This is a genomic window from Methylobacterium sp. 092160098-2 (genome assembly GCF_028920805.1).
In the GTDB taxonomy this organism is placed as follows: domain Bacteria; phylum Pseudomonadota; class Alphaproteobacteria; order Rhizobiales; family Beijerinckiaceae; genus Methylobacterium; species Methylobacterium fujisawaense.
Genome location: NZ_JAQPZJ010000001.1, coordinates 1089376 through 1115009 on the forward strand (window position 1 = coordinate 1089376; position 25634 = coordinate 1115009).

Consider the following 25634-nt stretch of genomic DNA (forward strand, 5'->3'; position numbering starts at 1 on the left):
ATCCCCCACCTGCACCATGTGGTTCGCCGAAGCGTCGCCGCCCCGAGGCATGGTGCCTAGGCCCCGCCGATGATCTCGGTGAGCCGTGCGTAACCATCGCCGATGGACGTTGCTTCTTCCTTACCCTGCCCCAGAAAAGCCTCAAGATACGGCATGAGCGCCACGGCCTCGTCGACCTCCTGGGAGGAGCCGGCCCGGTAGGCGCCGAGGCGGATCAACTCCTCCATATCGGCATAGGTGGACAGCACCCGCCGCGCCCGCCGGACCACCGGCAGATAGGCCGGATCGCACGAGCGCGGCATGGTCCGCGAGACCGAGCGCAACACGTTGATCGCCGGGTAGCGCCCGCGCTCCGCGATGGCGCGCTCCATGACGATGTGACCGTCGAGGATGCCGCGCACCGCGTCGGCCACGGGCTCGTTGTGGTCGTCGCCCTCGACCAGGACGGTGAACAGGGCGGAGATCGTCCCCTGCCCCACGCCGGGACCGGCCCGCTCGAGCAGGCGCGGCAGCTCCGAGAAGACGGTCGGCGTATAGCCCTTGGCGGTCGGCGGCTCGCCGGCGGCAAGGCCGATGTCGCGCTGGGCCATGGCGAATCGTGTGATCGAGTCGATCATGCACAGGACCTTGGCGCCCCGGTCGCGAAAATACTCGGCCACCGATAGGGTCATGTAGGCCGCGTTCCGGCGCATCAGCGCCGGCTCGTCGGACGTCGCCACCACCACGATCGAGCGGGCGAGGCCGGCGGCTCCGAGGTCGTCCTGAAGAAATTCCTGGACCTCGCGGCCGCGCTCGCCCACGAGGCCGATCACCGCCACGTCGGCGGCGGTGTAGCGGGCCAGCATCGACAGCAGCACCGACTTGCCGACGCCCGACCCGGCGAAGATGCCCATCCGCTGGCCGGCGCACATCGTCAGGAAGGTGTTGATGCACCGGACACCGAGATCCAGCGGCCCGCCCACCCGCGTGCGGGCGTGGGCGGGCGGCGGGTCCGCGCGCAGGGGATAGACGTCGGGCCCGTGCGCCAGGGGGCCGAGCCCGTCGACCGGCCGCCCGAGGGCGTCAATCACCCGGCCGAGCCATGCGTCGGACGGCCGGATCGCGCCGGCCGATTCGTCGCGGACGTAGGCGGGGCAGCCGCGCCGCACGCCCTCGAGCGAGCCGAACGGCATGGCGAGCGCCCGGTCGCCCTGGAAGCCGATGACTTCGCAGGGCACCAGCCCGTGGCCGTTGGCGCCCTCGACATCGACCCGTCCCCCGAGCCGCATCGCCGCCACCGGCCCGGCGACCTCGACCAGCAGGCCGCGGATCGCCACGACACGGCCGAACGTCTCCAGCACCTCGATCCGCTCCAGGGCGGCCTGCGCCGACGCGAGGGAAGCTACGGATCTTGCCGGATCCTGTGTCATCGGCCTGGCTCTCAACGCTTCGTTTACCGGCCTCCTTAACACTGCGGGTCACGGGCTCGTAGCGGCTCGATCCGGGTCGCGGCTTCGGCCGCGCCCGACGAAGTCGTACCGGTGTGTCCCATGGACAACAGCGGGGATCGGATCGTTGCGGAGGAAGTACTTACGCCGAAGGGGGCGAGCGGCCTGGACGCGGGCGGATCGGAATCGGGGTCGGGGCGAGACCGGGGAAACGCTGTTTCTCCTGTCAAGCTCGCGGAACTTCGAACGAGACGCTTGCGGGCAGGAATCAGGTTTTGTTAACGATTAATCCATAGCGTTCCACGTCAAGAGCGACGGAGCGCCCGTCCACAGGCCGGTGGCGGGCGAACGATAGGGACGTGTCTGCGCGCTGATGCGGCCGGCGGGGCTGGGGACCGACGATGCGGGTACTTTTGATCGAGGACGACAGCGCGACCGCGCAGAGCATCGAGCTGATGCTCAAGTCCGAGAATTTCAACACCTACACCACCGACCTCGGGGAAGAAGGTGTCGATCTCGGTAAGCTCTACGACTACGACATCATCCTCCTCGATCTGAACCTGCCCGATATGTCGGGTTACGAGGTGCTGCGCTCGCTGCGCGTGGCGAAGGTGAAGACGCCGATCCTGATCCTCTCCGGCATGGCCGGCATCGAGGACAAGGTGAAGGGTCTGGGCTTCGGCGCCGACGACTACCTCACCAAGCCGTTCCACAAGGACGAGCTGGTGGCGCGCATCCACGCCATCGTGCGCCGCTCGAAGGGCCACGCCCAGTCGGTCATCACCACCGGCGACCTGATCGTGAACCTCGATCAGAAGACCGTCGAGGTCGGCGGCGCCCGGGTGCATCTGACCGGCAAGGAGTACCAGATGCTGGAACTCCTCTCGCTGCGGAAGGGCACGACGCTCACCAAGGAGATGTTCCTCAACCATCTCTACGGCGGCATGGACGAGCCCGAGCTCAAGATCATCGACGTGTTCATCTGCAAGCTGCGCAAAAAGCTCGCCAATGCCAGCCAGGGCAAGAACTACATCGAGACCGTCTGGGGCCGCGGCTACGTGCTGCGCGAGCCGATGGACGGCGAGGAGCGCATGGCGGTCTGATCCGCCCGGCGCATCGTCTTCCGAAAAACCCCGTGCGGCCAGGCCGCGCGGGGTTTTCGCGTTTCGAAGGGGCTCCTCCGCGACGGCATCGCCGACGCCGCGCAGGGACATCGGGCCGCGCGCGACCGTGGCGGGCGTGGCGCAGGCCGGAGCTTCCGGCTCGCGATGGACGCTACGCTCACCGCATCCCGGTCGCGGAGAAGACCTGTGCGGCCGGCGCGATCACCACGTAGCCGCCACAGGGTGCGGCCCGGCTGATCACCGCACTGGCCACGCCCCAGATGTACGTGCCGCGACGATCCTGCGCGACGACCGGGCCACCGGAATCACCGAAGCAGACCCGGGCGCCGTTGGCCCGGGCGATGGTGAGCCCGGTATTGCTGGCCGCGATCGGCGTCAGCGTGGCGGTGCGCAGGCGTCCGACGGTGCGGCCGGACAGGCCGGCGCCCGCGATCCGCAGGCTCTTCGGGACCCGCCCGGGATCCGCCGCCAGCGGCACGGGCCGCCGGTCGCGCACCGGCTCGGTCAGGCGGAGCACCGCGAGATCGAGAGAGAGATCGGACAGACTGACACCCGACGCCTCGTTCGGCAGCATCTCCCCCGGATCGGGACTGTAGCGGGCGGCGACCCGTGCCCCGTAGACCGGCCGCGCCGGCTCGCTGCCGCGGAAGAAGACCACCAGCGCGCCGAGCGGATCGCCGTTCACGCAATGGGCCGCCGTCAGCACGAGATCCGGAGCGATGAGCACACCGCTACAGCGGGTCAGGCGCAGAGCCTCCTCGGGCTGGGTGATCGTGCCGATCGCGACGGTGGCCTGCGCCAGGGCATCCCGCCCCGCGGCCGCCCCGCCGTCGATGGCGAAAGCCGGCCCCGACAGCCCCAATCCGAATGCCAGGGCCGATGCGGCGGCGGCGCAGCGCGCCCCGATGGTCGCGAAGATGGTCACGTGCTGCTCTTCCCCGGCGCGAGCCCCCGGAACACAGATGCTGCGCACGCCGCATCGCGCAAGCGGGCGCGAGGACGCGGCCGCCGTGACATCCGTGTCGTCGGCGGCCGGCTCAGCAATCAGCGCGCCACCGTCCAGGTGGTGGTGCCGTCCTTGTTGTCCTTCACGGCGACGCCCATCGCGGCGAGGGCATCGCGCGCCCGGTCGGAGGCGGCCCAGTCTTTCGCGGCCCGCGCGGCGCGGCGCTCGGCGATCAGCGCCTCGACCGCCGCGACGTCCACGCCGGACGCCGCAACCTGAGCCTGCTCGCGGTCGCTGCGGGTGCTGGCGAGGAAACCGAGGAGGTTCGCACCGGCGCGCAACGCGCCGGGCTGCGTCTCCGCGCCGCTCGCGAGCCGGTGCAGCTCGTTGATCGCCGCCGGCGTGTTGAGGTCGTCGCAGAGGGCCTCGACCACCCCGGCGGGGACGTCGGACGCGGCGGGCGCATCGCCGGCGGCATTGTACCAGCGGTCGAGCACGCGGCTCGATTCCTCCAGGCCGCGCAAGGTCCAGTCGATCGGCTGCCGGTACTGGGTCTTGAGCATGGTGAGGCGCACGACCTCGCCCGGCCAGTCGTTCAGCACGTCGCGGATGGTGATGAAGTTGCCGAGCGACTTCGACATCTTCTCCCCCTCCACCTGGAGGAAGCCGTTGTGCAGCCAGACGTTGGCCATGACCGGCGTGCCGAAGCAGCAGCGCGACTGCGCCACCTCGTTCTCGTGGTGGGGGAAGATCAGGTCGATGCCGCCCGCGTGGATGTCGAAGGTCCGGCCGAGATGCTTGGCCGACATCGCCGAGCACTCGATGTGCCAGCCCGGCCGCCCCGCCGCCGCGATCCCCGCGGGCGACGGCCAGGACGGCTCGCCGGGCTTGGCGGGCTTCCACAGGACGAAATCGAGGGGCGAGCGCTTGTAGGGGGCGACCTCGACCCGGGCGCCCGCCTCCATCTCGTCGAGGGGCCGCTTCGACAGGCCGCCGTAATCCGGCATCGACGGGACGTCGAACAGCACGTGGTCCTCCGCCACGTAGGCGTGGCCGGCCCGGACCAGCGCCTCGATCATCGTCACCATCTCGGCGATGTGATCGGTGGCGCGGGGCTCGACGAAGCGGGGCCGCTCGCCCGGCACGTTGACGTCCTCCGGCATGAGCACGCCGAGGTCGCGCACGTCCCGGTGGAACTGCGCCAGCGTCCCGTCGGTGAGTTCGCGGATGGTGATGCCGCGCTCGGCCGCCCGGGCGTTGATCTTGTCGTCCACGTCGGTGACGTTGCGCGCGTAGGTGACGTGCCCCGGCCCGTAGAGGTGGCGCAGCAGTCGGAACAGCAGGTCGAAGACGATGATCGGCCGGGCATTGCCGATATGGGCGGCGTCGTAGACGGTCGGGCCGCAGGCGTAGAGGCGGACATGCTGCGGATCGATCGGCGCAAAGGCTTCCTTGGCGCCGGTCAGCGTGTTGTAGAGCCGCAACATCGGCGCCATGAAACCCATCCCCATTCCGGCGCCGCGGCCTGATCCCGGCGCCGCGCCGGCGCCGGAAAACCGGCCCTGCCGTCAACGACCTGCGGGCCCCGCGCGGCGAAGAACGGCCGAAACGTGGCGGATCCGGAAGGCCCGCCACGGCACCCTGTTGCATCGCGGCGACGGCGCGGCCCGCGCGATGGGGCTAACCCAAAAGCGTGAGGAATTCGAGATGGCCTGCGCGCCCTGCGCGTAAGGCTTCCTTAACCGCGCCGTCGGACCGTCCGGGGCACGATCCTCACGCCACAGATCCTGTGCCCAAGGACAATTCATGCGACGCTCGGCCGCCGGTTCCCTCGCCCTCGTCACCGTTCTTGCCTGCGCAGGCCTGACGCATGTCGCGCTGGCCGGCACCGACGGCGAGACGCCTGCGAAGGCGCCCGCGCGTGTCGAGAAGACCTTCCTGATCCCGTCGAGCGACGGCTACGGCGTCGGCGAATGCCTGACCACGCCGGGCAGCGCCTGCGGCCAAGTCGTCGCCAACGCGTGGTGCGAGGCGCAGGGCTACGCGGCCGCCAATTCCTACGGCGTGGCCGCCGCCGACGAATATACCGGCGCGATCAGCCAGCCGGTCCCGGCGCCGTCCGAGCGCCCGATCCGGATCACCTGCCAGGACTGAGCCGGCCAGGACTGAGCCGGCCACGGCCGGCCCAGTCGGCAGGGCGCTCCGCTCACTTCATGAAGTCGGCGCATTTCTGCGCCGGTTCGGTGCCCCAGGGCGCCAGCGGCACGGCCGAGGTCGAGTTCTTCGGCGAGCCCTGGATGACCTTGTCCGAATAGACCATGTAGATCAGCGTATTGCGCTTCGCGTCGCAGCCGCGGACGATCTGCATCGACTTGAAGATCAGTGACCGACGCTCGCTGAACACGACTTCACCCTGGCTGAGCTTGCCCTTGAAGGCGATCGGCCCGGTCTGGCGGCAGGCCAGCGAGATGTCCGAGACGTCCTCGGCGAGGCCCAGCGTGCCCTTGATCCCGCCCTTCTCGGGCTGGGTGTACCAGCAGGCTACCCCCGAGACTGCCGGATCGTCCACGCCGTAGACCACGAGCTTGTCGTTGGGGGTCAGCGGCCGCCAGACCGTCGACTTGTCGAAAATGCGATCCGGCTCCTGCGCCGAGGCCGGACCGGCTGCGGCCAAGCCCACGGCCAACAGCCCGACATAGGTGAGACTCCGAAACAACATCACTGGCCAATTCCCCCTCACGCTTGCCGGCCGGATGTAGGAGGGGTGTCGCGGTCTTGCGAGGGGGCGTAGAATGGCTCCGCTTCGGTTCCGAAGCGCGGATGCGCGCGGGCCTGGATTCTCCGGATCGCCGCGCACCCGATCAACGCGATGCAGCCTATGCCTCACCGCCCGATCGTCCGTACGTTCGGCCGCCTCGTCCTGAGCGCGGCCATAGCCCTCGGACTGTCCTATCCCCTCGCCACCGCCGCGCGCGCGCAGGACGCGGCTCCCAGCCCGCCGCCGACCGAGGCACGGCCGGCGCCGCAACTGCCGTCGCCCCAGTGCCGGCGGTACCGGGCGGAGCTGGCCTCGCTCCAGACCGGCGCCAGCACGACGCGCGCCCTGAACGACGAGATCGGGCGGCTCGAGGCCTATTTCCGCGGCCTCAACTGCGAGGGCGGCAAGTTCCTGTTCTTCGACACGCGACCGCCGCAATGCGGGGCGGTGGAGCAGCGGATCCGCGCCCTCAAGGCCACCTATGGCGGCGCCGTGATCGACGACAGCGGCGCCCGGAAGCGTGAACTCCAGGGGCTCGTCGCCTCCACCTGCCCGCCGCGCGAGACCTATGCCGGCTCCGGCGAGGCCTATGCCCGGGGCGGCCCGCAGACGGTCTGCGTGCGCACCTGCGACGGCGGTTTCTTCCCCCTGAAGAACCTGCCCGAGGGACGCGGCGGTGCCGACGAGATGTGCCAGGCCCTGTGCCCGGGGACCGAGGCGCAGGCCTATTCGATGCCGTATGGCGACGATGCCCTGAAGCACGCCGCCACGGTGAAAGGCAGCCGCGCCTATGCGAGCCTCGCCAACGCCTTCAAGTTTCGCAAGGAATTCGTTCCGAACTGCTCGTGCAAGCCGGAGGGCAAGAGCTGGGCCCAGTCCCTGGTGAAGGCCGAAAGCATGCTCGTTCGGCACAAGGGCGACATCTTCGTCACGCCGATGCAGGCCGAGGCGCTGTCCCGGCCGAAGGTGCGCCTCACCCTGGTGGGACGGGCCGACCGGACCGCGGCCGAACTCGCCGCCGATGCGGCCGGTCGCGCCGGGGTCGACACGAAGGCTGGCCTGACACCGGAGGAACCCGGAAAGGCCGAGCCGGCGGCGGCGAAACCCGATCACGTTGCCGTGCGCATCATCGCGCCGGACGTCGTCGCTGTCCCCAAGCGCCTCACGCCCTGAGACCTCCCCCGCCCGCGCGCGGGGGAACCAAATGCCGCGTTCCGGGTTCGGGTCGGCCTGAACCGACATGGGACCGCGATGCGTCTGCTCCGCCTGATCCTCCTCACCGGCACGGTGCTGCCGGCCCTCACGCTCATGCAGCCCGCCGGAGCCGAGCCGGGCCGGTTCCATCTCGCACAAGGTGGACCGGAGGAGCGCGGCCCCCGTGGCGGCGAGCCGCCACACGGCGGACCGCGCCCGGAGCGGCCGCCGCAGGAGCGGCCCGGCCCGCAGCCGGGTCCGCCGGCTGGACGTGAGCGCCCCGAGCCCCGACCGGAGCCCCGGCCGGAGCGCGCCGCGCCGCCGCCGCGCGAGCGGCCGGAACCGCCGGCCCAGCGTGCGCCGCAGGCTGAGCAGCCTCAGCGGGAGCGTGGGCCGGAGCGCCGTCCCGAGCCGCCGGCATCGCGCCCTCCGGCACAGGACCGGCAGCAGGAGCGCCAGGATCGGCAGCAGGAGCGCCAAGAACGGCAGCAGGAGCGCCAAGAGCGGCAGCAGGAGCGCCAAGAGCGGCAGCCGGATCAGCGCCAGCCGGATCAGCGCCAGCAGGAGCGCCGGGAGCAGCAGCCGGATCGTCCGGATCGCGGGCCTCAGGACCGCGCAGCGCCCGGGCGGCCCGGCCCGGAGCGGCAACAGGGGCCGGATCGGGACCAGGGTCCTGCTCCTCAGCCGAAGCCGGAGCGGCCGCCGGCACCGCCGCAGCAGCGTCAGGCACCGGACCGGGATCGCGCGGCCCCGGAGACGCCCCCGAACCGTCCCGCACAGCGCGACGCCACACCCGACCGTGGGCCTCCCGGCCAGCGACCGGCCGGTCAAGGCGGCCCCGATGCGCGCCCGCAGGCGCCCAACGCGACGCCGGACGGGCCCGGCAGGCCGTCCCAGCGTCTGGATGCCCAGCCCGAGAACCGCCCGCAGCCGAATGCCGGCCCCGGCGCAGAGCCCGGCCGGCCGGGCTCGCCCAACACGGCTCCGGGGGTCCCGGGGCGGCCGTTCCAGCCTCAGGGGGGCCAACCCGAAGGGCGCGGGCAGCCCCAGCCGAACGGCGCGCCCGGCGCCGAGCCGGGACGACCGCTGCCGCCCAACATGGCCCCGGGCGTGCCGGGCCGCCCGTTCGTGCCGCCGGGACAGGGCGCGGCGCCAGGACAGGTTCCGCCCCCCGGAGGCGTGCCGCCGGGACAGCCGCCGGTGGGTGGCCCTGGCCGGCCGGCCGATCCCGGCCCCGGTGCCTTCAACCGGCCGGGCCAGCCGGGCTACGTCCCCGGCGGCTTCCGGCAGAACGACACGGTGCGCGACTTCGAGCAGGTCCGCAGCGACCGCCGCGAATTCGTCGAGGATGGCCGGACCTACTACCGGGAGCCGGGCCGCATCATCGTGCGGGATCGCGACAGCTACCTGATCCGCCACGACGAGAACGAGCGCTTCCGCGACCTCGACCCGCGCGGCTACCGGTTCGAGCGTCGGGGCGCCGAATTCTACAGCTACGTCGCGTGGTCCGGCGGCGGCCAGATCGTCACCGTCACGGACGATGACGGCCGGCTGCTGCGCCGCTACAGCCGCTACCCCGACGGCCGGGAGGTCGTCCTGATCGACAACAGCTATTCCGGCCCGCTGCGCCCGATCTACGAGGACGTGGTGGCGCTGCCGCCGCCCGACATCCGAATCCCGCGGGACCGCTACATCGTGGACTACGCCCAGGCCGACGAGGCGGAGGTCTACGAGGCGCTGACGGCACCGCCGGTTGTCCCTGTCGAACGGCGCTACACCCTCGATCAGATCCGCTACAGCCCGGACCTCCGCGCCCGTCTGCGCTCGGTCGACATCAACACGATCACCTTCGATACCGGCTCGTTCACCGTGACGCCGGATCAGGCGGCCAAGCTGTCGGTGATCGCCGCGGCCATGAACCGCGCGATCCAGGCCAATCCGCGGGAGGTCTTCCTGATCGAGGGCTTCACCGACGCGGTCGGCTCCGACATCGACAATCTCTCGCTGTCGGATCGGCGTGCCCAATCGGTGGCGACCGTGCTCACGGAGCAATTCCGGGTGCCGCCGGGCAATCTCACCACCCAGGGCTACGGCGAGCAGTATCTCAAGGTGAACACGCAGGGCCCATCGCGGGAGAACCGCCGGGTCGTGGTCCAGCGGATCACGCCGCTGCTGCAGCAGGGTCCGGATCAGGGACAGGCAGCCCCTCCGCCTCCGCCGGCGCAGCCGCCGCGCTGAATCGGTCGCCGCGCAGATTTGCCCTGCGCGGCGCTCCACGGTCCGGGGCGCTGCCCTGCCTCGGGGCAGGTGGCAGAGGTGGACGGGAGGCGACCCGGTCGGACGGAACGGCGTGGTGCTGATCCTGGGCAGCCTGTACGGTCGCCTCTGATCGTCGCCTTGCGGCTGTGCCACCGCCCGCCGCGCGCGATCCGAACCAGGAGATCCGCCCATGAGCGCGCGCAGCCACGCCCGACATGTCGTCGACCAGTTCGGCGCGCAGGCCTCCGCCTACGTGACCAGCGCCGTCCACGCGGCGGGCGCCGACCTCGACCGGATCGGCGTTCTGCTGCGCGCGCGGCCGGGTGCCCAGGTCCTCGACCTCGGCTGCGGCGGCGGCCATGTCGCCTTCACGGCCGCCGCCGCCGGCGCCGCCGTCACGGCCTACGATCTTTCGGCCGAGATGCTGGCAGCGGTCTCCGCCGAGGCGTCCCGGCGGGGTCTCGACCGGATCCAAACCCGGCAGGGCGGCGCCGAGACCCTGCCCTTCCCGGACGCGATCTTCGACGCGGTGCTGACCCGCTACAGCGCCCACCACTGGCGCGACGTCCCGGCGGCGCTGGCCGAGGCGCGGCGGGTGCTGCGGGCAGACGGCCTGCTCGTCGTCAGCGATATCGTCGCTCCGGAGGATCCGCTGCTCGACACGCACCTGCAGGCCGTGGAGCTGCTGCGCGACCCCTCGCACGTGCGCGACTACCGAGTTTCGGAATGGCGCGCCCTTTTGGAAGCGGCCGGGTTCGAGCCCGGCGCCGTGATGGCGAGCCGGCCGCGCATGGACTTCGCCAGCTGGATCGCCCGGATGCGCACGCCGGAGATCCATGTCGCGGCGATCCGCGCCCTCCAGGCTGCGGCGCCCGCCGAAGTCACCGCCCATTTCGGCATCGAGGCCGATGGCAGCTTCCTGCTCGACGCCGCACTGATCGAGGCGACGCCGAGGCTTGGCCGTTGAACGATCGCGGACACATCCCCATGTTGCAGGACCGCGCCAACAGAGGAAGCCGTCCCCGCCCAGCGGGGTCCCGGCTCAATGATCCGGTCTGATCGAGCTCCTCGTCGTCGTCCTGCTGATCGCGCTCAACGGCGTCTTCTCGCTGTCGGAGCTGGCCCTGGTCTCGGCTCGCAAGAGCCGGCTGCGCGCCTTGGCCGAGGAGCGCCGTGCCGGCGCGAAGGCCGCCCTCGCGCTGGCCGAGGAGCCGGGGCGGTTTCTGTCCACCGTTCAGATCGGCATCACGCTGATCGGCATCCTCTCCGGCGTGGTCTCGGGCGCGGCTCTGGGCGACCGCCTCGCCCTGATTCTGATCGATCTGGGCTTGGGCAAGGGCTGGGCCGACACTTTGGGCTACACCCTGGTGATCGGCGTGATCACCTACCTGTCGGTGATCATCGGCGAACTGGTCCCCAAGCACCTCGCCTTGCGCAACCCCGAACGGATCGCCTGCATGGTGGCGCCCGGCATGCGGGTGGTCTCGCGCGCGGCTCTGCCGGCCGTGTGGCTCCTCGACGCCTCGACGCGGGCGGTGTTCCGGCTGATCGGCCAGGAGACAGAAAGCGCCAGCGCGGTGACCGAGGAGGAGATCCGTAGTCTCGTGGCCGAGGCCGAGACCGCTGGCGTCATCGAGGGCGACGAGCGGGCGATGATCTCCGGGGTCCTGCGCCTCGGCGACCGTCTGGTGCGCGGCGTCATGACTCCGCGCACCGACGTGACCTGGATCGATCTCACCGATGATCCGGAGACCGTCCGGGCACGCATTTTCGCCAGCCCCTATGCCCGTCTGCCCGTCGCCGATGGCGGCCCCGACGCGATGATCGGCGTGCTTCAGCTGCGCGACCTGATCGGCCCCTTGTCGCGAGGGGAGCCCCTCGACCTGCGCGCGCAGGTCCGCGCGGCGCCGGTGCTTCCGGACACTCTCGATGCCCTCGACGCCCTGGATACGCTGCGCCGGGCCTCGGTGCCCATGGCCCTGGTGCACGACGAGTATGGACATTTCGACGGGCTCGTGACCCCGGCCGACATCCTCGATGCCATCGCCGGGGCGTTCCTGTCGGAGGATACGGAGCCGGACGCGGTACCCCGCCCGGACGGGTCCTGGCTGATCGCGGGTTCGATGCCGGTGGATGAACTGACCGACCGGCTGGGCCTGCGTCTCCCGCCCTCGCGCGACTATGCCACGGTCGCCGGCTTGGTCATCGCGGTGCTCCAGCACCTGCCGGAGACGGGCGAGACCTGCGACATCGCCGGCTGGCGGTTCGAGGTCGTGGATCTCGACGGACGGCGCGTTGACAAGTTGCTGGCGAGCCGTCTCGCCGAAACCGAGGCGTCGTAGCTCAAGCGGTCTCGCCGGACAGGCGCCGCGCCGCGCGCGCCCGTCCGATCAGCGGCAGCAGACCCGCGAGGTCCGGGCCGTGCTCCAGCCCGGTCAGCGCAAGGCGGAGCGGCATGAACAGGCCCCTCCCCTTCGCGCCGGTCCGGCTGCGGATCTCCGTCGTCCACGCTTTCCAGGTCTCCGGGCCGTATGGCTCCGGGGGCAGGGTCTCGCGAGCGGCCGAGATCACGGCCGGCTCGGTGAGGACAGGCTCGACCGGGCCGGCGACGACGCGCCACCAATCGGCCGCTTCGGGGACACGGCCGAGATTGGCCCGGACCGCCAGCCAGAAGGCTTCGGCCCGATCCGCCGGAATCCCGAGATCGGCGAGGCGCGCGGCCGCCTCCGCGTACGGCATGGCGTGGATCAGTCGGGCGTTGAGGCCGTCGAGTTCCGCCGGATCGAACCGGGCGGGCGCCCGCGAGATCTCGCCGAGTTCGACGAGGCGCGCGAGGGTGTCGAGATCCGGGACGGCCCGCACGGATTCGGCCGAGCCGGTGAGCACGGCCAGCGAGCGGACCGCCGCGGGCTCGTAGCCGGCCTCGCGCAGGCCCCGCAGCGACAGGTGGCCGAGGCGCTTCGACAGCCCCTCCCCGTCGGCGGTCGTCAGCAGGTTGTGGTGGCCGAAGACCGGGACGGTAGCGCCCAGGGCCTCGAAGATCTGCACCTGCACGCCGGTGTTGGTGACGTGGTCCTCGCCGCGGATGACGTGGGTGACGCCGAGATCGGCGTCGTCCACCACCGACGGCAGCGTGTAGAGATAGCTGCCATCGGCGCGGATCAGGACCGGGTCCGACAGGGACGCGCAGTCGACATGGGCCGGACCGCGGACGAGATCGTCCCAGGTGACGGTCCGCGCCTCCAGAAGGAAGCGCCAATGCGGGCGGCGGCCCTCGGCCTCGAACGCCGCGCGCTCCTCGGCGGTGAGCCGCAAAGCCGCCCGGTCGTAGATCGGCGGCTGGCCGCGTCCGAGCTGGCGTTTGCGGCGGCGCTCCAGCTCCTCCGGCGTCTCGTAGCAGGGATAGAGCCGGCCCGCTGCGCGGAGGCGGTCGGCAGCGGCGTCATGCTGCGCCTTGCGGGCGCTCTGCTTCGCGAACAGATCGGGCACGATGCCGAGCCACGCGAGATCCTCGGCGATCGCCGCGGCGAAGGCTTCCGTGGAGCGCTCCGCGTCGGTGTCGTCGAGCCGCAGCAGGAAGCGCCCCCCGGTCCGGCGGGCGTACAGGGCGTTGAGCAGGGCCGGCCGGGCGTTGCCGATATGGAGGTAGCCGGTCGGTGACGGTGCGAAGCGGACGAGAGTCATGGACCGCTCTGTAGCCGATCTCTGCGGGAATGTGCGCGGGACTTCATGACGGCACCGGACCGATGCACCGCCCTGCGAAGTCCCGCTACCCAGGAGGTGGAAAACCCGTCAGAAGGGCGCGCGTGGTGCGGTGCGGGATATGAGCGGCATGGCGACGGACGTAACGGCCGACATCGTGGTGGTCGGCGGCGGGATGGTCGGCCTCGCCAGCGCCATCGCGCTGAAGGATCGCGGCCTCGACGTGGTCCTGTGCGATCCCGGCGAGGCCCGAGCCCGGACCTCCTACGGCAATGCCGGCGTGGTCAGCCGCGGCTCGATCCTGCCGATGTCGAGCCCCGCCCTTTGGGGCAAGCTCCCGGCCTACCTGCGCAACGCCGATTGCGGCCTGCGCCTGCACTACGCGCATCTCCCGCGGATCATCCCCTACACGGCGCATTTCCTGGCGGCCGCCCGCGCCTCCAGGTGGCGCCGCGCGGCAGCGGCGCTGCTCCCCCTGACGACCGCCGCCTATCCGGCCCATGAGCGGCTGGCCGCCCGGGCGGGGACCGGCGACCGGCTCCAGCGGACCGGCTGGATCAAGGCCTATCGCACGGAAGCGGCCTTCGCGGCCGCGGCCCTGGAGCGGGAGATCCTGGCGAGCCACGGCGTCGCTTTCGAGATCCTCGATACGGCGGCCCTGCGCGCCCTCGAGCCGGCCCTGGTGCGGCCCTACGCGCGGGGGATGCTGCTGACCGAGACCGGCTCGGTGCGCGAGCCCGGCCGTCTCATCGAGGCCTGCGAAGCCCTGTTCGACGCTCTCGGCGGCCGCCGCCTGCGCAGCCACGTCGCCCGCTTGGCGCCCGAGGCGGGCGGGTGGCGCATCGATCACGACAGCGGCACGGTGCAGGCCCGCCAGGTCGTCCTGGCGGCCGGCGCCGCCTCGGGAGCGATCGCCCGGACCCTCGGCTATCGCTTCGCGGTGGCGGCCGAGCGCGGCTACCATCGTCACTACGCCCTGCATCCGGACAGCCCGCCGCTGACCCGGCCAGTCCTCGACACGGGGGCCGGCTCCATCCTGTCGCCAATGGGCGACCACCGGGTGCGGGTCCTGTCCGGCGTGGAACTCAACGCCCGCCGCGCCGCACCCGATCATACCCAGATCGAGGCGGCATCCCGGGAAGCGGCCGGAACGCTCCAGCTCGGCGGGCCGCTGGACAACGCGCCGTGGCTCGGCTCCCGCCCATCGACGCCCGACGGGATGCCGGTCATCGGCCGGGCACCGCGTCACAGCGGCCTGCTCTTCGCCTTCGGCCACGGCCATATCGGGCTGTCCACCGGGCCGATCACCGGCGAGATCGTCGCCGATCTCGCCACCGGCCGCACGCCCGCGGTGCCGGTGGCTGCCTTCGCGCCGGAGCGGCTTCTGCGCTGGCCGCGCCTGCTCTGACGGCGCTCCCGCTCTCAGCGCCAGTCGTAGGGGTTGTAGGGCTCGAGCGCAGCCTGGACCTTCCGCAGGACGTCCGGCTGCCGCTGGAGATCGGCCTCCCGGGCCAAAGCCCGGAGGAACGCTTGCGGGCCATGTTCCAGATCCCGCGCCAAGCCGTTGTAGCGGTCGGCGGGCTCGACATGGGGGGGATTTACCGCGACGCGGTACGCGAGGCCGCAGTTCGGCGGGTCGATCCCGAGCCGATAGCAGATCCGCACCCGGGCGAAGGGCACGTCAGGGCGATAATCGACCCGGTACCCGCCGAACCGGAAGGCACCTCCGGTCACGCGCTCGGCATAGGCCAGCGTCCGCGCCACCGTGGTGAAGCCGGCGGTGCGCCGGTCACGCACGAGGTCGATCGCCGCGCGCTCCGTCGGGACGAAGGGCTGTGCACAGGCGGTACCGGACACCAGCGCGGCCAGGAGAGCGGGAACGACGAATCTCATGGCTTCTTCATGCAGACCGCGACGGGCTCGGCATCCTTGGCCGCCTTGGCGGTCATGTCGAGGCAGCCGACGGTGGATATACCGTCCGTCTGTGTCACGGACGGCAAAACCGCCATGCCCCGGCAATAGGCACCGATCAATTCCTCGTCACGACGACAGGCCACATCCAGGCGCACTTGGCTGTTCATCGACGGCCCCGGCGGACCGGGCGGCCCGGCCGGACCCGTCTCGCCCGTGGGACCGCGTGCCCCGGTCGCTCCGTTCAGGCCCGCAGGCCCCGCTGGCCCCGGAGGCCCCCGGTCACCCGTCGCACCGGGAGGTCCTGCCGGCCCCGGCTTCGGCGCGTCACAGGCGCCGAGCGCGAGCGCCATCGCGCCGAGCAGGAGCGCGATCGGTGGGCCTCTCATGCGGGTCTCCGGTGGGGCTTGCGCAGAGGGAACTTGGTGCGCAACCCAATCGGGTCAACGGCGCCTCGTCGATCGCCCGCATCGATACAACCAAAAGTAGTAGTCCCTGGATAAACCAGCTCTCGCCGATCGAATTAAGAGTTTTGCAAAATCTTGGCCTCACATCGACTTGTATGGCCATGTCTGACTGATCTGCTTGCTCATGAACGCCCGAAGACACTTCAGCGCGCGGAGCAAAGCGACGTCAGGTTGTCTGCTGAAGAGCCTAGGGCGTGACGCCAGCGGCGCGGCCGCGGTGGAATTCGCCCTCGTGGCGCTGCCCTTTCTCGCGCTGTGCGGCGCGGTCATCCAGATCGCCTTCCAGATCTGGGCGACGCAGAACTTCGATCGCGCCCTGCAGAACGCGGTCCGGACGATCTTCACCGGCCAGTTCCAGCTCGACACGGCGGGTCAGACCGATCCGGCGATCCTGCTCGCGGCCCTGAAGACCCGGATGTGCGGTCCGGCCAGCACGCCCGTCGCCACGGTCTTCAATTGCCAGAACGTCAAGATCGACGTCGCGACGGCGAGCAGCTTCGCGAATGCCACCGCCGCCAAGCCGATCGATACCGCGACGGGTACGTGGAACACCAGCTTCGGCAGCAACTACAAATGCGCTTCGCCGGGGACGATCGTGATCGTCACCGCGGCGGTGCCGTTCCCGACCTTCTTCAACCTGATGGGTCTGAACACGCGGCAATTCACCAGCGGCTCCGCAGCGGGATCGAGCCTTCTGACCTCCACCGCGGTGTTCCGGACCGAGCCCTACCAGATCGTCGGAGGGAGCCCATGCCCGTCGTCTCCGTCCTAGCCCGCCAGGCAGCGCGGCTGCGGCGCGACGGGCGTGGCGGCGCGATGGTCGAATTCGCCGTCATCCTGCCGCTCCTGCTCGCGATCTGGGCCGGCATGACCGAGGTGGCGCACGCCATCGACGAGTGGCGCAAGCTCACGCAGCTCGCCCGCACCGTGGCGGACCTGACGGCGCAGGGCGACACGCAGAACCCGATCAGCCCCACCTTGATGAACGACATCATCGCCTCCGCCACGGCGGTGATGCGCCCGTTCGATACGTCGAAGGTCACGATCGTGGTCAGCGCCATGGGCGTCGACCTGAAGAACCCGAGCCCGGTTCCGCTGGTCTGCTCCAGCGTCGCCAACGCCAACGCCACCGCGCGCAGCCCCGGATCCGCGGCCGACCTCACCGTCCCGGACGGCTACCTGACGCCGGGGATGCGCTACGTTCAGGCGGAAGTCACCATCAGCTACGCGCCGATGATCGGCAGCACCCTGGTCAAGCTCGCCAAGGGCGTCAGCGGCACGATCACATTCAAGAGCAGTGCGCCTTGGCCGACCCGCGGCGGAAAGGCCTACGGCGCCAACACGTACACCGAGGTCGTCCTTCCGGACACCAAACACGCGAATTGCGATGGCACAGTGGTCAATCGTGCGTCCTGACAGCGCCCCCAAGCCGCGGCGACCCCGGTTCTTCCACGATCGCGGCGGCAACGTCGCGCTGCTGTTCGCGTTCCTCAGCGTGCCGATGCTGATGCTCGGCGGCGCGGCGATCGACTACGGGTTCGCCACACGGCTGGAGACGAAGCTGCAGGCCGCGACCGATGCCACCGCCCTGCTCCTCTGCCAGACGCCGCTCGCCACGCCGCAGGCCGACCTCAACACCCTCGCCGTCACGACCATGACCGGCGCCATGGGGACCGCGAACCTCGTGGTCGATCCTCTGGCCATCACCAACAACCCCCGCAAGATCACCCTGACCACGCACAAGCTGTCGACAACCTTCTTCGGCGCGCTCACCGGCACCAAGCGGATCAATCCGGGCGCCGTGGCGCAATGCGCCACCCCGCTTCCGAAGACCTTCGAGATCGCGCTGGTGCTGGACAATACCGGTTCGATGGCGGAATCGAGCGGCGGCCAGTCGAAGCTCAAGGCCGTGCAGTCGGCTGCGGCGAACTTCGTGGACTACGTCTACACCAGCGCGGCCTTCTCCAGCGCGACCAAGATCGCGATCGTGCCCTTCGCCGGCGCCGTGGCGGTCGATCCGACGGCCTACCGCTACGCCTCCTGGATCGATCTGAACGGCATATCGAGCTACCACTGGACCAATATTGTCCAGTCGCCCCCCGCGCCGTTCAAGAGCCGCTTCGACGTCTTCGCCAAACTGCAGGCCGTCAACCGCGCCTGGGGCTGGGCCGGGTGCCTCGAAACGCTGTCGTACCCGCTCAACGTGCAGGACGGCGCGCCAACCGCCTCGAACAAGGATTCCTACTACGTGCCCCTCCTGGCACCGGACGAGCCGGGGGATGCCAGTGCGCAGGTCGCTCCCTTCCCCGTCGGCAGCCAGAATCCGACGGCCTACAGCTACAACAGCTACCTCGACGACCGCACCGGCGGCAGCTGCCAGAACAGCAATTCCTACACGACGGCGCTCGGACAGGCGTGCAAGTACGTCAACCCGACGGACGCCGTGTCCGCCTCTCCCCTCGGCATCCCGAACGGCCCGAATTTCGGCTGCACGACTCAACCGCTTCAACGGCTGACCAACAACACATCGACCCTGAAGACCCTCATCAACAACATGGCGCCGCTGGGATCGACTAATATCCATGAAGGGTTCATGTGGGGCTGGCGCACGCTCTCGCCCAACAGCGTCTTCGCCGACGGCCAGCCCTACGCGTCGAGCGCGAACAGCTCGAACGCGTCGACGATCAACAAGGTCATCATCCTGATGACGGACGGCACCAACAGCTGGAGCGCCAATCCGTACGCGCCGACCGGATCGCTCTATTTTGCGGCCGCCTACTTCAAGAACGCCAACGGCACGACACCCAATCCGCGCATGCCGCCGAAATACCAGAACATCGCGGATGCGAACACGGCCCGCTCCGCCCTCGACGCCCTGACGGCGGAGGCGTGCAGCAACGCCAAGGCGGTGAACATCTCGATCTACACGATCGGATTCAGCATTCCGTCCGACCCGATCGACGCGGCGGGTCAGACCCTGCTGAAGAACTGCGCCTCGTCGGCCGACCAATACTTCCTCGCCAACACGTCGGACGACCTGATCAAGGCCTTCCAGACGATCCAGGCGAGCATCGGCGCGCTGCGCCTGACGCAGTAGACCACGCGATCGGAAAAAGCGGCGCCCCGGCGTTGAGCCGGACCGCGCTCAGTCGTCGCGGTAGACCCGCTCGCGGCGCTCGTGACGCTCCTGGGCCTCGAGCGACAGGGTGGCGATCGGCCGCGCGTCGAGCCGGCGCAGGGAGATCGGCTCGCCGGTCTCCTCGCAGAAGCCGTAGGACCCGTCCTCGATCCGGGCGAGAGCCGCGTCGATCTTGCCGGTGAGCTTCCGCTGCCGATCCCGCGCCCGGAGCTCGATCGCCCGGTCCGTCTCGGACGAGGCGCGATCGGCGAGGTCGGGATGGTTCTCGTTCTCGCTCTGGAGCGCCACCAGCGTATCCTGCGCCTCGCGCAGGATGTCGTTCTTCCAGCTCAGCAGCTTGCGCCGAAAGTATTCGCGCTGCCGGTCATTCATGAAGGGCTCGTCGTCGGACGGGACGTAGCCGTCCTCCAGCTGCACCTTCGCCATGCGTCACCCTCGCTGGATGGTAAACCGCCCACCAGGGGATGGCCGGTGTGCGGCGATAACGTGAGGTGCCGTATAGTCGAGGTGCCTCAGCGCTACAACGCACACAGATGCAGGGGTTGTAACCGGCTGTCACTGCATCGCCGCGTGCGGCAAACAGGCCACGGTACAGATCTTTTACGCTGTCATCGGGTCCGCAGCCGTACGATCGCGGCGGCGATTTCAGCGGTGAGGCTTCGGGCGAGCGGCAGCCTGTAATGGGTCTGATCGAAGAACTGGTCCGGATCCGCCGCCGCGGACCGGCCGTCGCGCCAGTCGACCACGGTGCTCAGGGCGTGCTGCGCGAGCACCGCGCGCACTTCGGCCCGGCAGGCGGCCTCGGCCCGCGCCCGAGGGCTGCCGGGCGGCGGCTCGGCCCGCGCGTAGACCGGGGGAAAGACCACCACGACCGGCGTCGCCGCCGGGATACGGGCCAGCTCGGTGCGCAGCCGCGCTGCGATCGGGAACGGGCCGCCATGATGCAGCTCCGGCTCGGGTCCGACCGGCTTTTCCAGGGCCGCCTTCTTGGCCGGATCGATGCCGAAGCCCTGGCTCAGGTAGTTGCGCTCGTAATCCCACCAGCCGTCGGCCGCGGCGGTCTTGTGGCGCGGATTTAGGAGCCAGCCGAGGCGGTTGACCGTCTCCTGCGCGGCCGAGAAGCGGATGAGCCCCCGCAGATAAGTGGGCCAGTCGCCCACGAGCCAGTAGGGGAATCCATGCTCGCTCGGAAAGGCGGGGTCGTCCGCGCACCAGAATGCGTCGGCCGAGAGCACGATCGCGTCGGGCCTCGCATGGTGCTTCAGATACCAGCCGAGCAGGGCGAACTGCTCGGAGGGACCGGTGGCGGGCACCGAGAGCTGCAGAAACGGAATGCCGGTGAGCCGCGTCAGGGCTGCCGGCTCGATCAGCTGGATATGCGAATTGCCGATCACCACGCCTGAATAGGCCGGATCGCGCCCGCGCATGGCCGAGGCGGTGCGGGGTCCCTGCGGCCGCACGGCGCCCCGGGACAGCAGCGTCGAGCGTCCGGTATCGTAGGGATCGACCACGACCGCGAGGGCCAGATAGCCCGCGAACAGGCCGACCATCGACAGGGCCAGGATGCGGACGAAGGCACGCCAGTCCCGATCGGTGGTGGGGGGAGCGGGCGCCATCCTCAGAACTGGAAGTAGATGAACTCGTAGTTCGCATCGTCGCCGATCTTCAGCAGGACGAGCACGAACAGCAGCGCGAAGCCGCAGGCGAGGAGCCGCCGCGGCGGCAGGCGGTGCACCGCAGTCCAGGCGGTGGGCCCGACCGTGGCCACCAGGGCGGCGATGGCGATGGTGCGCCACTTGAAGCCCGAGCCTCTGGGCGCCAGCCCGAACAGGCCCTTGAAGATCACGAGGGCCGCCTCGAAGCTCGTCGCCCGGAACAGCACCCAGGTGAGCACGACGAACAGGCTGGTGAGCGCCCAGCCGAGGGGCGCGGGGATCGCGATCCGGGCGCGGCGCGCCAGCACCCCGGCCCCGAGGCCGATCCCGTGGAGCGCCCCCCAGGCGAGGAAGGTCAGGCCCGCCCCGTGCCAGAGGCCGCCCAGCGTCATGGTGGCGGCGAGCGCCCCGACCTGCCGCGGCAGCCCGCGGCGGTTCCCGCCCATCGGCACGTAGAGGTAGTCGCGCAGGAAGCGCGACAGGGTCATGTGCCACCGCCGCCAGAAGTCGCGCAGGGAGGTGGCGCGGTAGGGCACGTCGAAATTCTGGGGCAGGACGAGGCCGAACAGCAGCGCGATGCCCAGCGCCATGTCGGTGTAGCCGGAGAAGTCGAAATAGATCTGGAAGGTGAAGCCCAGCGTCGCCTGCCACGCCTCCACCACCGTGACGGCCTTGCCGGCGGCGGCGGCCTGAAAGACCGGATTCACGTATTCCGCGAGCGGATCGCCGAGGAACACCTTCTTGGCCAGCCCCACCGTGAGCAGCATCAGCCCGCGGGCGAAGCGCTCGGCGGCGTCGGGCCGCGCGTAGGGCGCCTCGTCGAACTGGTGCATGATCTCGCTCCAGCGCACGAGCGGGCCGGCGAGAACCTGCGGGAAGAAGGCGATGTAGAGGGCGTATTTCACGAGCCCGAAGCTCGGCGCCCGGCCGGCCCGCAGGTCGGCGAGATACATGATGTGGTGGAAGGTGAAGAACGAGATGCCGAGCGGCAGGGCGAGGCCGAGCCGCTGCGCCTCCAGGCCGGGGATCAGGTTGGCGAGATCGGCTGCGAAATCGAGGTACTTGAACACCCCCAGGAGGGCGAGGTTGGCGGCGATGGCGACCGGGATCAGCCATCGGCCGGGCCTGTGCCGATAGAGACGGGCCACGCACCAGTTCGCCAGGATCGAGCCGGCGAGCAGCGGCACGAAGCGGACATCCCACCAGCCGTAGAACACGAAGGACAGGCCGACGAGGAGCGGCAGCCGCCACGCGGGCGCGGCGCGCGCCACCAGCCCGTGCAGGATCAGCGCGGCCGGCAGGAAAGCGAGGAGGAAGACGAAGGAGTTGAACAGCATCGGGCGAGGCGGCGCGGAGGACCCCGGATGGGCCGCCGTTGTCTCCGAGCGGAAGGGACCGCCTTGTCGGGGATCGGGGCCGGCCCGTCAATCGCAGCCGCGCGATCGCGGCCATTCGGCAGCGCGGCGCCGCAGCGACCCCGTCTCAGGTACAAGCGTCCCGGTTGATGCAGCCCTCTAGGTCATCCGGGCGACGCCGAGTGCCCGAGGGCCGGGCGACGTCACCCGGGTGCGGCCTCACGCTCCGCGACGGGCCGCCTCGATGGTCAGGCCCAGCCCCACCGAACCGAACGTGTCCCCCTCCACCACCCGGGCGGCGGGCAGCGCGGCCGTGAGCGCGGCGCGCAGATGCGGCAGGCCGGTGGACCCGCCGGTCAGGAACAGGGCGTCGACCCGGTCGGCCGGCAATTCCGCCTGCGCGAGGCAGCGCGCGATCCGGGCCGCCACGGCCCGCGCGAGGTCACCGGTCTGGGCCGACAGGGTCGCGCGATCCACCGGCACGGAGAGGCCGCGCTCCAGAAGGCCGAGATCGAGCATCGTCGCATCCTGCTCGGAGGCCGCGATCTTGGCGCCTTCCACCGCCCCGGCCAGGGCGTGTCCGCGCTCCCCCTCCACCGCCTCGCGCAGCCGCGCGAGCAGGTCGGGCCGGGCGCCGTCGCGGATCACCTCGTCGATCTCCCGCAGGGTCTTCTGATTGTAGAGACGGTTGATCGCCGACCACGTGGCGAGGTCGTGGTAATAGGCGTTCGGCACCGCGAGGTCGCCCCGGCGCATCGGGCTTCCGAGGCCGAGGAGCGGCATCACCGTGCCGAGGCTGAGCTGACGGTCGAAATCGGTGCCGCCGATCCGCACGCCGTCATTGGCCAGGATGTCGTTGGCCCGGTCCGGCCGGCCCCGGCGCTCCGGCGCGAGGCGCACGATGGAGAAATCCGAGGTGCCGCCGCCGATATCGGCGACCAGCGCGATCTCCTCGGACCGGACCTGCCGCTCGTAGTCGAGGGCGGCCGCGATCGGCTCGTACTGGAACGAGACCTCCCGGAAACCGACGTCGCGGGCGATGTCCCGCAGCGTGTCTTCGGCGCGGCGGTCCGCCTCCGGATCGCCATCGACGAAGTGGACCGGGCGGCCATGGACCACGCTGTCGAGGCTCTGGCCGCAGGCGGCCTCGGCGCGCTCCTTCACGGCCGTGAGATAGCGGGCGATGACGTCGCGCAGGCGCAGCCGCTGGCGGCCGACCGGTGTGGCCTCATCCATGAGCGGGGTGCCGAGGACGGATTTCAGGCCGCGCATCATCCGGCCGGACCGGCCCTCGACATAGGCCGCCGTCGCGGCCCGGCCGATGATGGGCTCCCGGCCGAGTTCGAAGAAGATCGCGCTGGGGATCGTCCGGTGCGCGCCTTCCAGGGGCAGCAGCGTCGGTCCGTCCGGGCCGTTATGCCCGAGGGTGGTGTTCGACGTGCCGAAGTCGAGGCCGCAGGCCGCCATCGTGTCGTAGATCCGGGTTCGTTCTGGGAGGCCGGTGGCCGTACAGGGCCGCGGCGTCCGGGTCCAGGCCGGGCGCGGCACGGCTGGTATGGCGGGAAGCGTGGACAGCGCGACGGCGGCGCACCCGGATCCGTCGGGCCGTGCTATGAGGCCTTATGCGTTCCGACATCGATCTCGGCCTGACCGGCGAGCGCCCCGCGCTCCTCGACCTCACCGAACTGCTCGCCACGCGGCTTCTGGTCCAGGGCAATTCGGGGTCCGGCAAATCGCATTTGCTGCGGCGGCTGCTGGAGCAGAGCGCCGGCCTCGTGCAGCAGGCGATCATCGACCCCGAAGGCGATTTCGCCAGCCTCGCCGACCGCTACGGTCACGTGGTGGTCGAGGCGGACGGCGACGACGTCGCCCTGCAGCGCATCGCTGCCCGGGTGCGGACCCACCGGGTCTCGGTGGTGCTGTCGTTGGAAAATCTCGACGCCGACGGGCAGATGCGGGCCGCTGCGGCCTTCCTGGGCGGCCTGTTCGATGCCGACCGCGACCATTGGTACCCGATGCTGGTGGCCGTCGACGAGGCGCAGCTCTTCGCCCCAGCGGCGGCCGGCGAGGTCTCGGACGAGGCCCGGCGCCTCTCGCTCGGCGCGATGACCAACCTCATGTGCCGCGGCCGCAAGCGCGGCCTCGCCGGCATCATCGCGACGCAGCGCCTCGCCAAGCTCGCCAAGAACGTGGCGGCCGAGGCCTCGAACTTCCTGATGGGCCGGACCTTCCTCGACATCGACATGGCCCGCGCCGCCGACCTGCTCGGCCTGGAGCGCCGGCAGGCCGAGACGTTCCGCGATCTACCACGCGGGCATTTCGTGGCCCTCGGCCCGGCCCTGTCGCGGCGCCCGCTGACCATCGCGGTCGGACCGACCCAGACCGTGAGCCGGAGCTCCTCGCCGGTCCTCGTCCCCCTGCCCGACGCCCTGGAAGACGCCCGCGCGCTGATCCTCACGGCAAGCCCGGAGGAGATCGTGGCGCCGTTGGCCCCGCGCCCGAAGCCGCGCCCCACTCCGGCGCCGGACGTGCTCGTCCAGCTCGCCAATTACCGGCCGCCGGTGCCCGCCGAGGAGCCGGAAGAGGAGCCCATGGACCCGGAGGCTCGCGAGGCGGCCCTCGCCGAGGTTCTGGCCTCCGTGCTGGCAGATGCCGACGCCGCCGCCTGCACGCCCGCGACGCTCTATCAGGACTTCACCGTCCGCTGCCGCATCCGCCGACTGCGGGGCGACACGATGGGCCTGCCCGAGTTCAAGCGGCGACTCGCCGTGGCGCGGGCCGAGGCCGGGGGCGCGGTGGCGGACAATTCCGGCTGGGAGCAGGCCCAGGCGATTGCGGCGAGCCTGCCGGATGATCTCGCCGGCCTGTTCCTGGTGGTCGCCCGGGCCGCCATCGAGGGTGCCCCCTGCCCGACCGACACCATGCTGGCCGAGGCCTACGGCACCAGTTCGGGCGGCCGGGCGCGGCGGATGCTGGCCTATCTCGAGGAGCGCGGCGCCATCGTCACCCGCAAGGACCTGCGCGGTGCGCCGATCATCGCGGTGCCGGATCTCGGCGTCGAGACCGGACCGGGCGAGCCGCAGATGCTGCCGGCGGGACCGAAGCGGCGGGTGGTTTAGCCGGGCCGGGCTCGCGTCCGACGCAAAAGCTATCGCGCACGCCGCGACGGGGCGAAACGGCGCGCGGTGCCGCCGGCCGGCGTGCCGCTGCCCGCGCCGACAGTCGCGGACGCCCGGTCAGACGCCCCGGGCCATCTCCAGCTTGGCGAGTTCCACCGCGGCCCGCAGCTCGATCTCGGCCATCAGGCCGTCCAGCCGCGGATCTCCCGACAGGCCCGCACGCTCGTTCAGCCGGCCGGCGATGGCGCGCAGCTCCTGCGGTGCGACGCGGCCACCGAGAAGCGCCGCCTTCAGTCGGTCGAGACCATCGAGAAGTTCGTGGCCGCGCTGGGCCGAGCGCCGCCGCCGCTCCTGGGGTGTATCGGCCTCGGACTGGAGAAGCAGGACCGCGTCCAGCCCGGCCAGCGTCGCGGCGGCTGCCGGCGCACCGGCCCCCGTCCCGGGAGCCGGGGCCGCACCGAGGCTGAAGCCGGCGCCCCCCTCGGGCTTCCGGGGGGCCGCGACGCCGCCGGCACTCTGGATCGGCTGGCGAGTCTCGACACGCATGATCCGGTTCGCGTTGCTCCAAGCGCCCCCGC

General features: G+C 70.9%; 23 protein-coding genes. 11 read left to right on the top strand and 12 right to left on the bottom strand.

Annotation, left to right across the window (positions count from 1 at the left end; translation table 11 throughout):
- Positions 1-56: 56 nt before the first annotated feature.
- Positions 57-1409, bottom strand: coding sequence for a flagellar protein export ATPase FliI (gene fliI / locus PQI07_RS05035; protein WP_043381683.1), 1353 nt, complete (start codon positions 1407-1409; stop codon positions 57-59).
- Positions 1410-1828: 419 nt separating this feature from the next.
- Here fliI and ctrA point away from each other — a divergent pair, with 419 nt between their 5' ends.
- Positions 1829-2530 carry a response regulator transcription factor CtrA gene (gene ctrA / locus PQI07_RS05040; RefSeq protein WP_010683835.1) on the top strand — a complete coding sequence of 234 codons (702 nt, stop codon included), beginning with the start codon at positions 1829-1831 and terminating at the stop codon, positions 2528-2530.
- 178 nt (positions 2531-2708) lie between these two features.
- On the opposite strand, the gene PQI07_RS05045 is transcribed toward ctrA, so the two are convergent.
- Both PQI07_RS05045 and cysS read right to left on the bottom strand, forming a co-directional pair.
- Entirely contained in the window at positions 2709-3476 is a 768-nt protein-coding gene (locus PQI07_RS05045) for a trypsin-like serine protease (RefSeq protein ID WP_051044778.1), read from the bottom strand.
- Positions 3477-3595: 119 nt separating this feature from the next.
- Positions 3596-4993, bottom strand: a complete 1398-nt coding sequence (gene cysS / locus PQI07_RS05050) for a cysteine--tRNA ligase (protein ID WP_274926183.1) — start codon at positions 4991-4993, stop codon at positions 3596-3598.
- A 310-nt stretch (positions 4994-5303) separates the two neighbouring features.
- Between cysS and PQI07_RS05055 the strand changes: the two genes are divergently transcribed.
- Positions 5304-5651, top strand: coding sequence for a hypothetical protein (locus PQI07_RS05055; protein WP_043760477.1), 348 nt, complete (start codon positions 5304-5306; stop codon positions 5649-5651).
- 52 nt (positions 5652-5703) lie between these two features.
- Here PQI07_RS05055 and PQI07_RS05060 read toward each other — a convergent pair whose 3' ends face one another.
- Positions 5704-6216 carry a CreA family protein gene (locus PQI07_RS05060; protein WP_043350523.1) on the bottom strand — a complete coding sequence of 171 codons (513 nt, stop codon included), beginning with the start codon at positions 6214-6216 and terminating at the stop codon, positions 5704-5706.
- Positions 6217-6375: 159 nt separating this feature from the next.
- On the opposite strand from PQI07_RS05060, the gene PQI07_RS05065 reads away from it, so the two are divergent.
- The 4 genes from PQI07_RS05065 to PQI07_RS05080 all read left to right on the top strand — a co-directional run bounded on the left by PQI07_RS05065 (position 6376) and on the right by PQI07_RS05080 (position 12050).
- On the top strand, positions 6376-7428 hold the full coding sequence (locus tag PQI07_RS05065; protein WP_182591138.1) for a DUF2865 domain-containing protein: 1053 nt from the start codon (positions 6376-6378) through the stop codon (positions 7426-7428).
- Between the two features lie 78 nt (positions 7429-7506).
- Positions 7507-9687 carry an OmpA family protein gene (locus PQI07_RS05070; protein WP_274926184.1) on the top strand — a complete coding sequence of 727 codons (2181 nt, stop codon included), beginning with the start codon at positions 7507-7509 and terminating at the stop codon, positions 9685-9687.
- Between the two features lie 211 nt (positions 9688-9898).
- Positions 9899-10675: a class I SAM-dependent methyltransferase gene (locus PQI07_RS05075; protein WP_274926185.1), complete on the top strand. Its 777-nt coding sequence runs from the start codon at positions 9899-9901 to the stop codon at positions 10673-10675.
- An 88-nt stretch (positions 10676-10763) separates the two neighbouring features.
- On the top strand, positions 10764-12050 hold the full coding sequence (locus tag PQI07_RS05080) for a hemolysin family protein (protein ID WP_053608866.1): 1287 nt from the start codon (positions 10764-10766) through the stop codon (positions 12048-12050).
- A gap of 1 nt (position 12051) precedes the next feature.
- Here the strand turns inward: PQI07_RS05080 and PQI07_RS05085 are convergent, their stop codons facing one another.
- Positions 12052-13392 (bottom strand): glutamate--tRNA ligase, encoded by a 1341-nt coding sequence (locus PQI07_RS05085; RefSeq protein WP_274926186.1) that lies wholly within the window; start codon positions 13390-13392, stop codon positions 12052-12054.
- 148 nt (positions 13393-13540) lie between these two features.
- Between PQI07_RS05085 and PQI07_RS05090 the strand changes: the two genes are divergently transcribed.
- Positions 13541-14818, top strand: coding sequence for an NAD(P)/FAD-dependent oxidoreductase (locus tag PQI07_RS05090; protein ID WP_274926187.1), 1278 nt, complete (start codon positions 13541-13543; stop codon positions 14816-14818).
- Between the two features lie 14 nt (positions 14819-14832).
- Here PQI07_RS05090 and PQI07_RS05095 read toward each other — a convergent pair whose 3' ends face one another.
- Entirely contained in the window at positions 14833-15303 is a 471-nt protein-coding gene (locus PQI07_RS05095; protein WP_043346216.1) for a hypothetical protein, read from the bottom strand.
- Entirely contained in the window at positions 15300-15710 is a 411-nt protein-coding gene (locus PQI07_RS05100; RefSeq protein WP_043346217.1) for a hypothetical protein, read from the bottom strand. The genes PQI07_RS05095 and PQI07_RS05100 overlap by 4 nt, the downstream gene beginning before the upstream one ends.
- Positions 15711-16005: 295 nt before the next feature.
- Between PQI07_RS05100 and PQI07_RS05105 the strand changes: the two genes are divergently transcribed.
- The 3 genes from PQI07_RS05105 to PQI07_RS05115 are packed head-to-tail and all read left to right on the top strand — an operon-like array spanning position 16006 to position 18885.
- Positions 16006-16560, top strand: coding sequence for a TadE/TadG family type IV pilus assembly protein (locus PQI07_RS05105; protein ID WP_051044627.1), 555 nt, complete (start codon positions 16006-16008; stop codon positions 16558-16560).
- Positions 16539-17204, top strand: a complete 666-nt coding sequence (locus PQI07_RS05110) for a TadE/TadG family type IV pilus assembly protein (RefSeq protein WP_043760461.1) — start codon at positions 16539-16541, stop codon at positions 17202-17204. Before PQI07_RS05105 ends, PQI07_RS05110 begins: the two co-directional genes overlap by 22 nt.
- Positions 17176-18885 (top strand): TadE/TadG family type IV pilus assembly protein, encoded by a 1710-nt coding sequence (locus PQI07_RS05115; protein WP_043760459.1) that lies wholly within the window; start codon positions 17176-17178, stop codon positions 18883-18885. Before PQI07_RS05110 ends, PQI07_RS05115 begins: the two co-directional genes overlap by 29 nt.
- A gap of 48 nt (positions 18886-18933) precedes the next feature.
- On the opposite strand, the gene dksA is transcribed toward PQI07_RS05115, so the two are convergent.
- The 4 genes from dksA to PQI07_RS05135 form a co-directional block, all read right to left on the bottom strand.
- Positions 18934-19353, bottom strand: a complete 420-nt coding sequence (gene dksA, locus PQI07_RS05120) for an RNA polymerase-binding protein DksA (protein WP_012322444.1) — start codon at positions 19351-19353, stop codon at positions 18934-18936.
- 182 nt (positions 19354-19535) lie between these two features.
- On the bottom strand, positions 19536-20543 hold the full coding sequence (locus PQI07_RS05125) for a hypothetical protein (protein ID WP_274926188.1): 1008 nt from the start codon (positions 20541-20543) through the stop codon (positions 19536-19538).
- Positions 20544-20545: 2 nt separating this feature from the next.
- Positions 20546-21919, bottom strand: coding sequence for an MBOAT family O-acyltransferase (locus PQI07_RS05130; protein WP_053608863.1), 1374 nt, complete (start codon positions 21917-21919; stop codon positions 20546-20548).
- A 237-nt stretch (positions 21920-22156) separates the two neighbouring features.
- A complete protein-coding gene (locus PQI07_RS05135; RefSeq protein WP_274926189.1) occupies positions 22157-23404 on the bottom strand; it encodes an Hsp70 family protein in 1248 nt (415 codons plus the stop codon).
- Between the two features lie 155 nt (positions 23405-23559).
- Here PQI07_RS05135 and PQI07_RS05140 point away from each other — a divergent pair, with 155 nt between their 5' ends.
- Positions 23560-25056 carry a helicase HerA domain-containing protein gene (locus tag PQI07_RS05140; protein ID WP_043381719.1) on the top strand — a complete coding sequence of 499 codons (1497 nt, stop codon included), beginning with the start codon at positions 23560-23562 and terminating at the stop codon, positions 25054-25056.
- A gap of 117 nt (positions 25057-25173) precedes the next feature.
- Here PQI07_RS05140 and PQI07_RS05145 read toward each other — a convergent pair whose 3' ends face one another.
- Positions 25174-25602, bottom strand: a complete 429-nt coding sequence (locus PQI07_RS05145) for a flagellar assembly protein FliX (RefSeq protein ID WP_274926190.1) — start codon at positions 25600-25602, stop codon at positions 25174-25176.
- Positions 25603-25634: the final 32 nt, after the last annotated feature.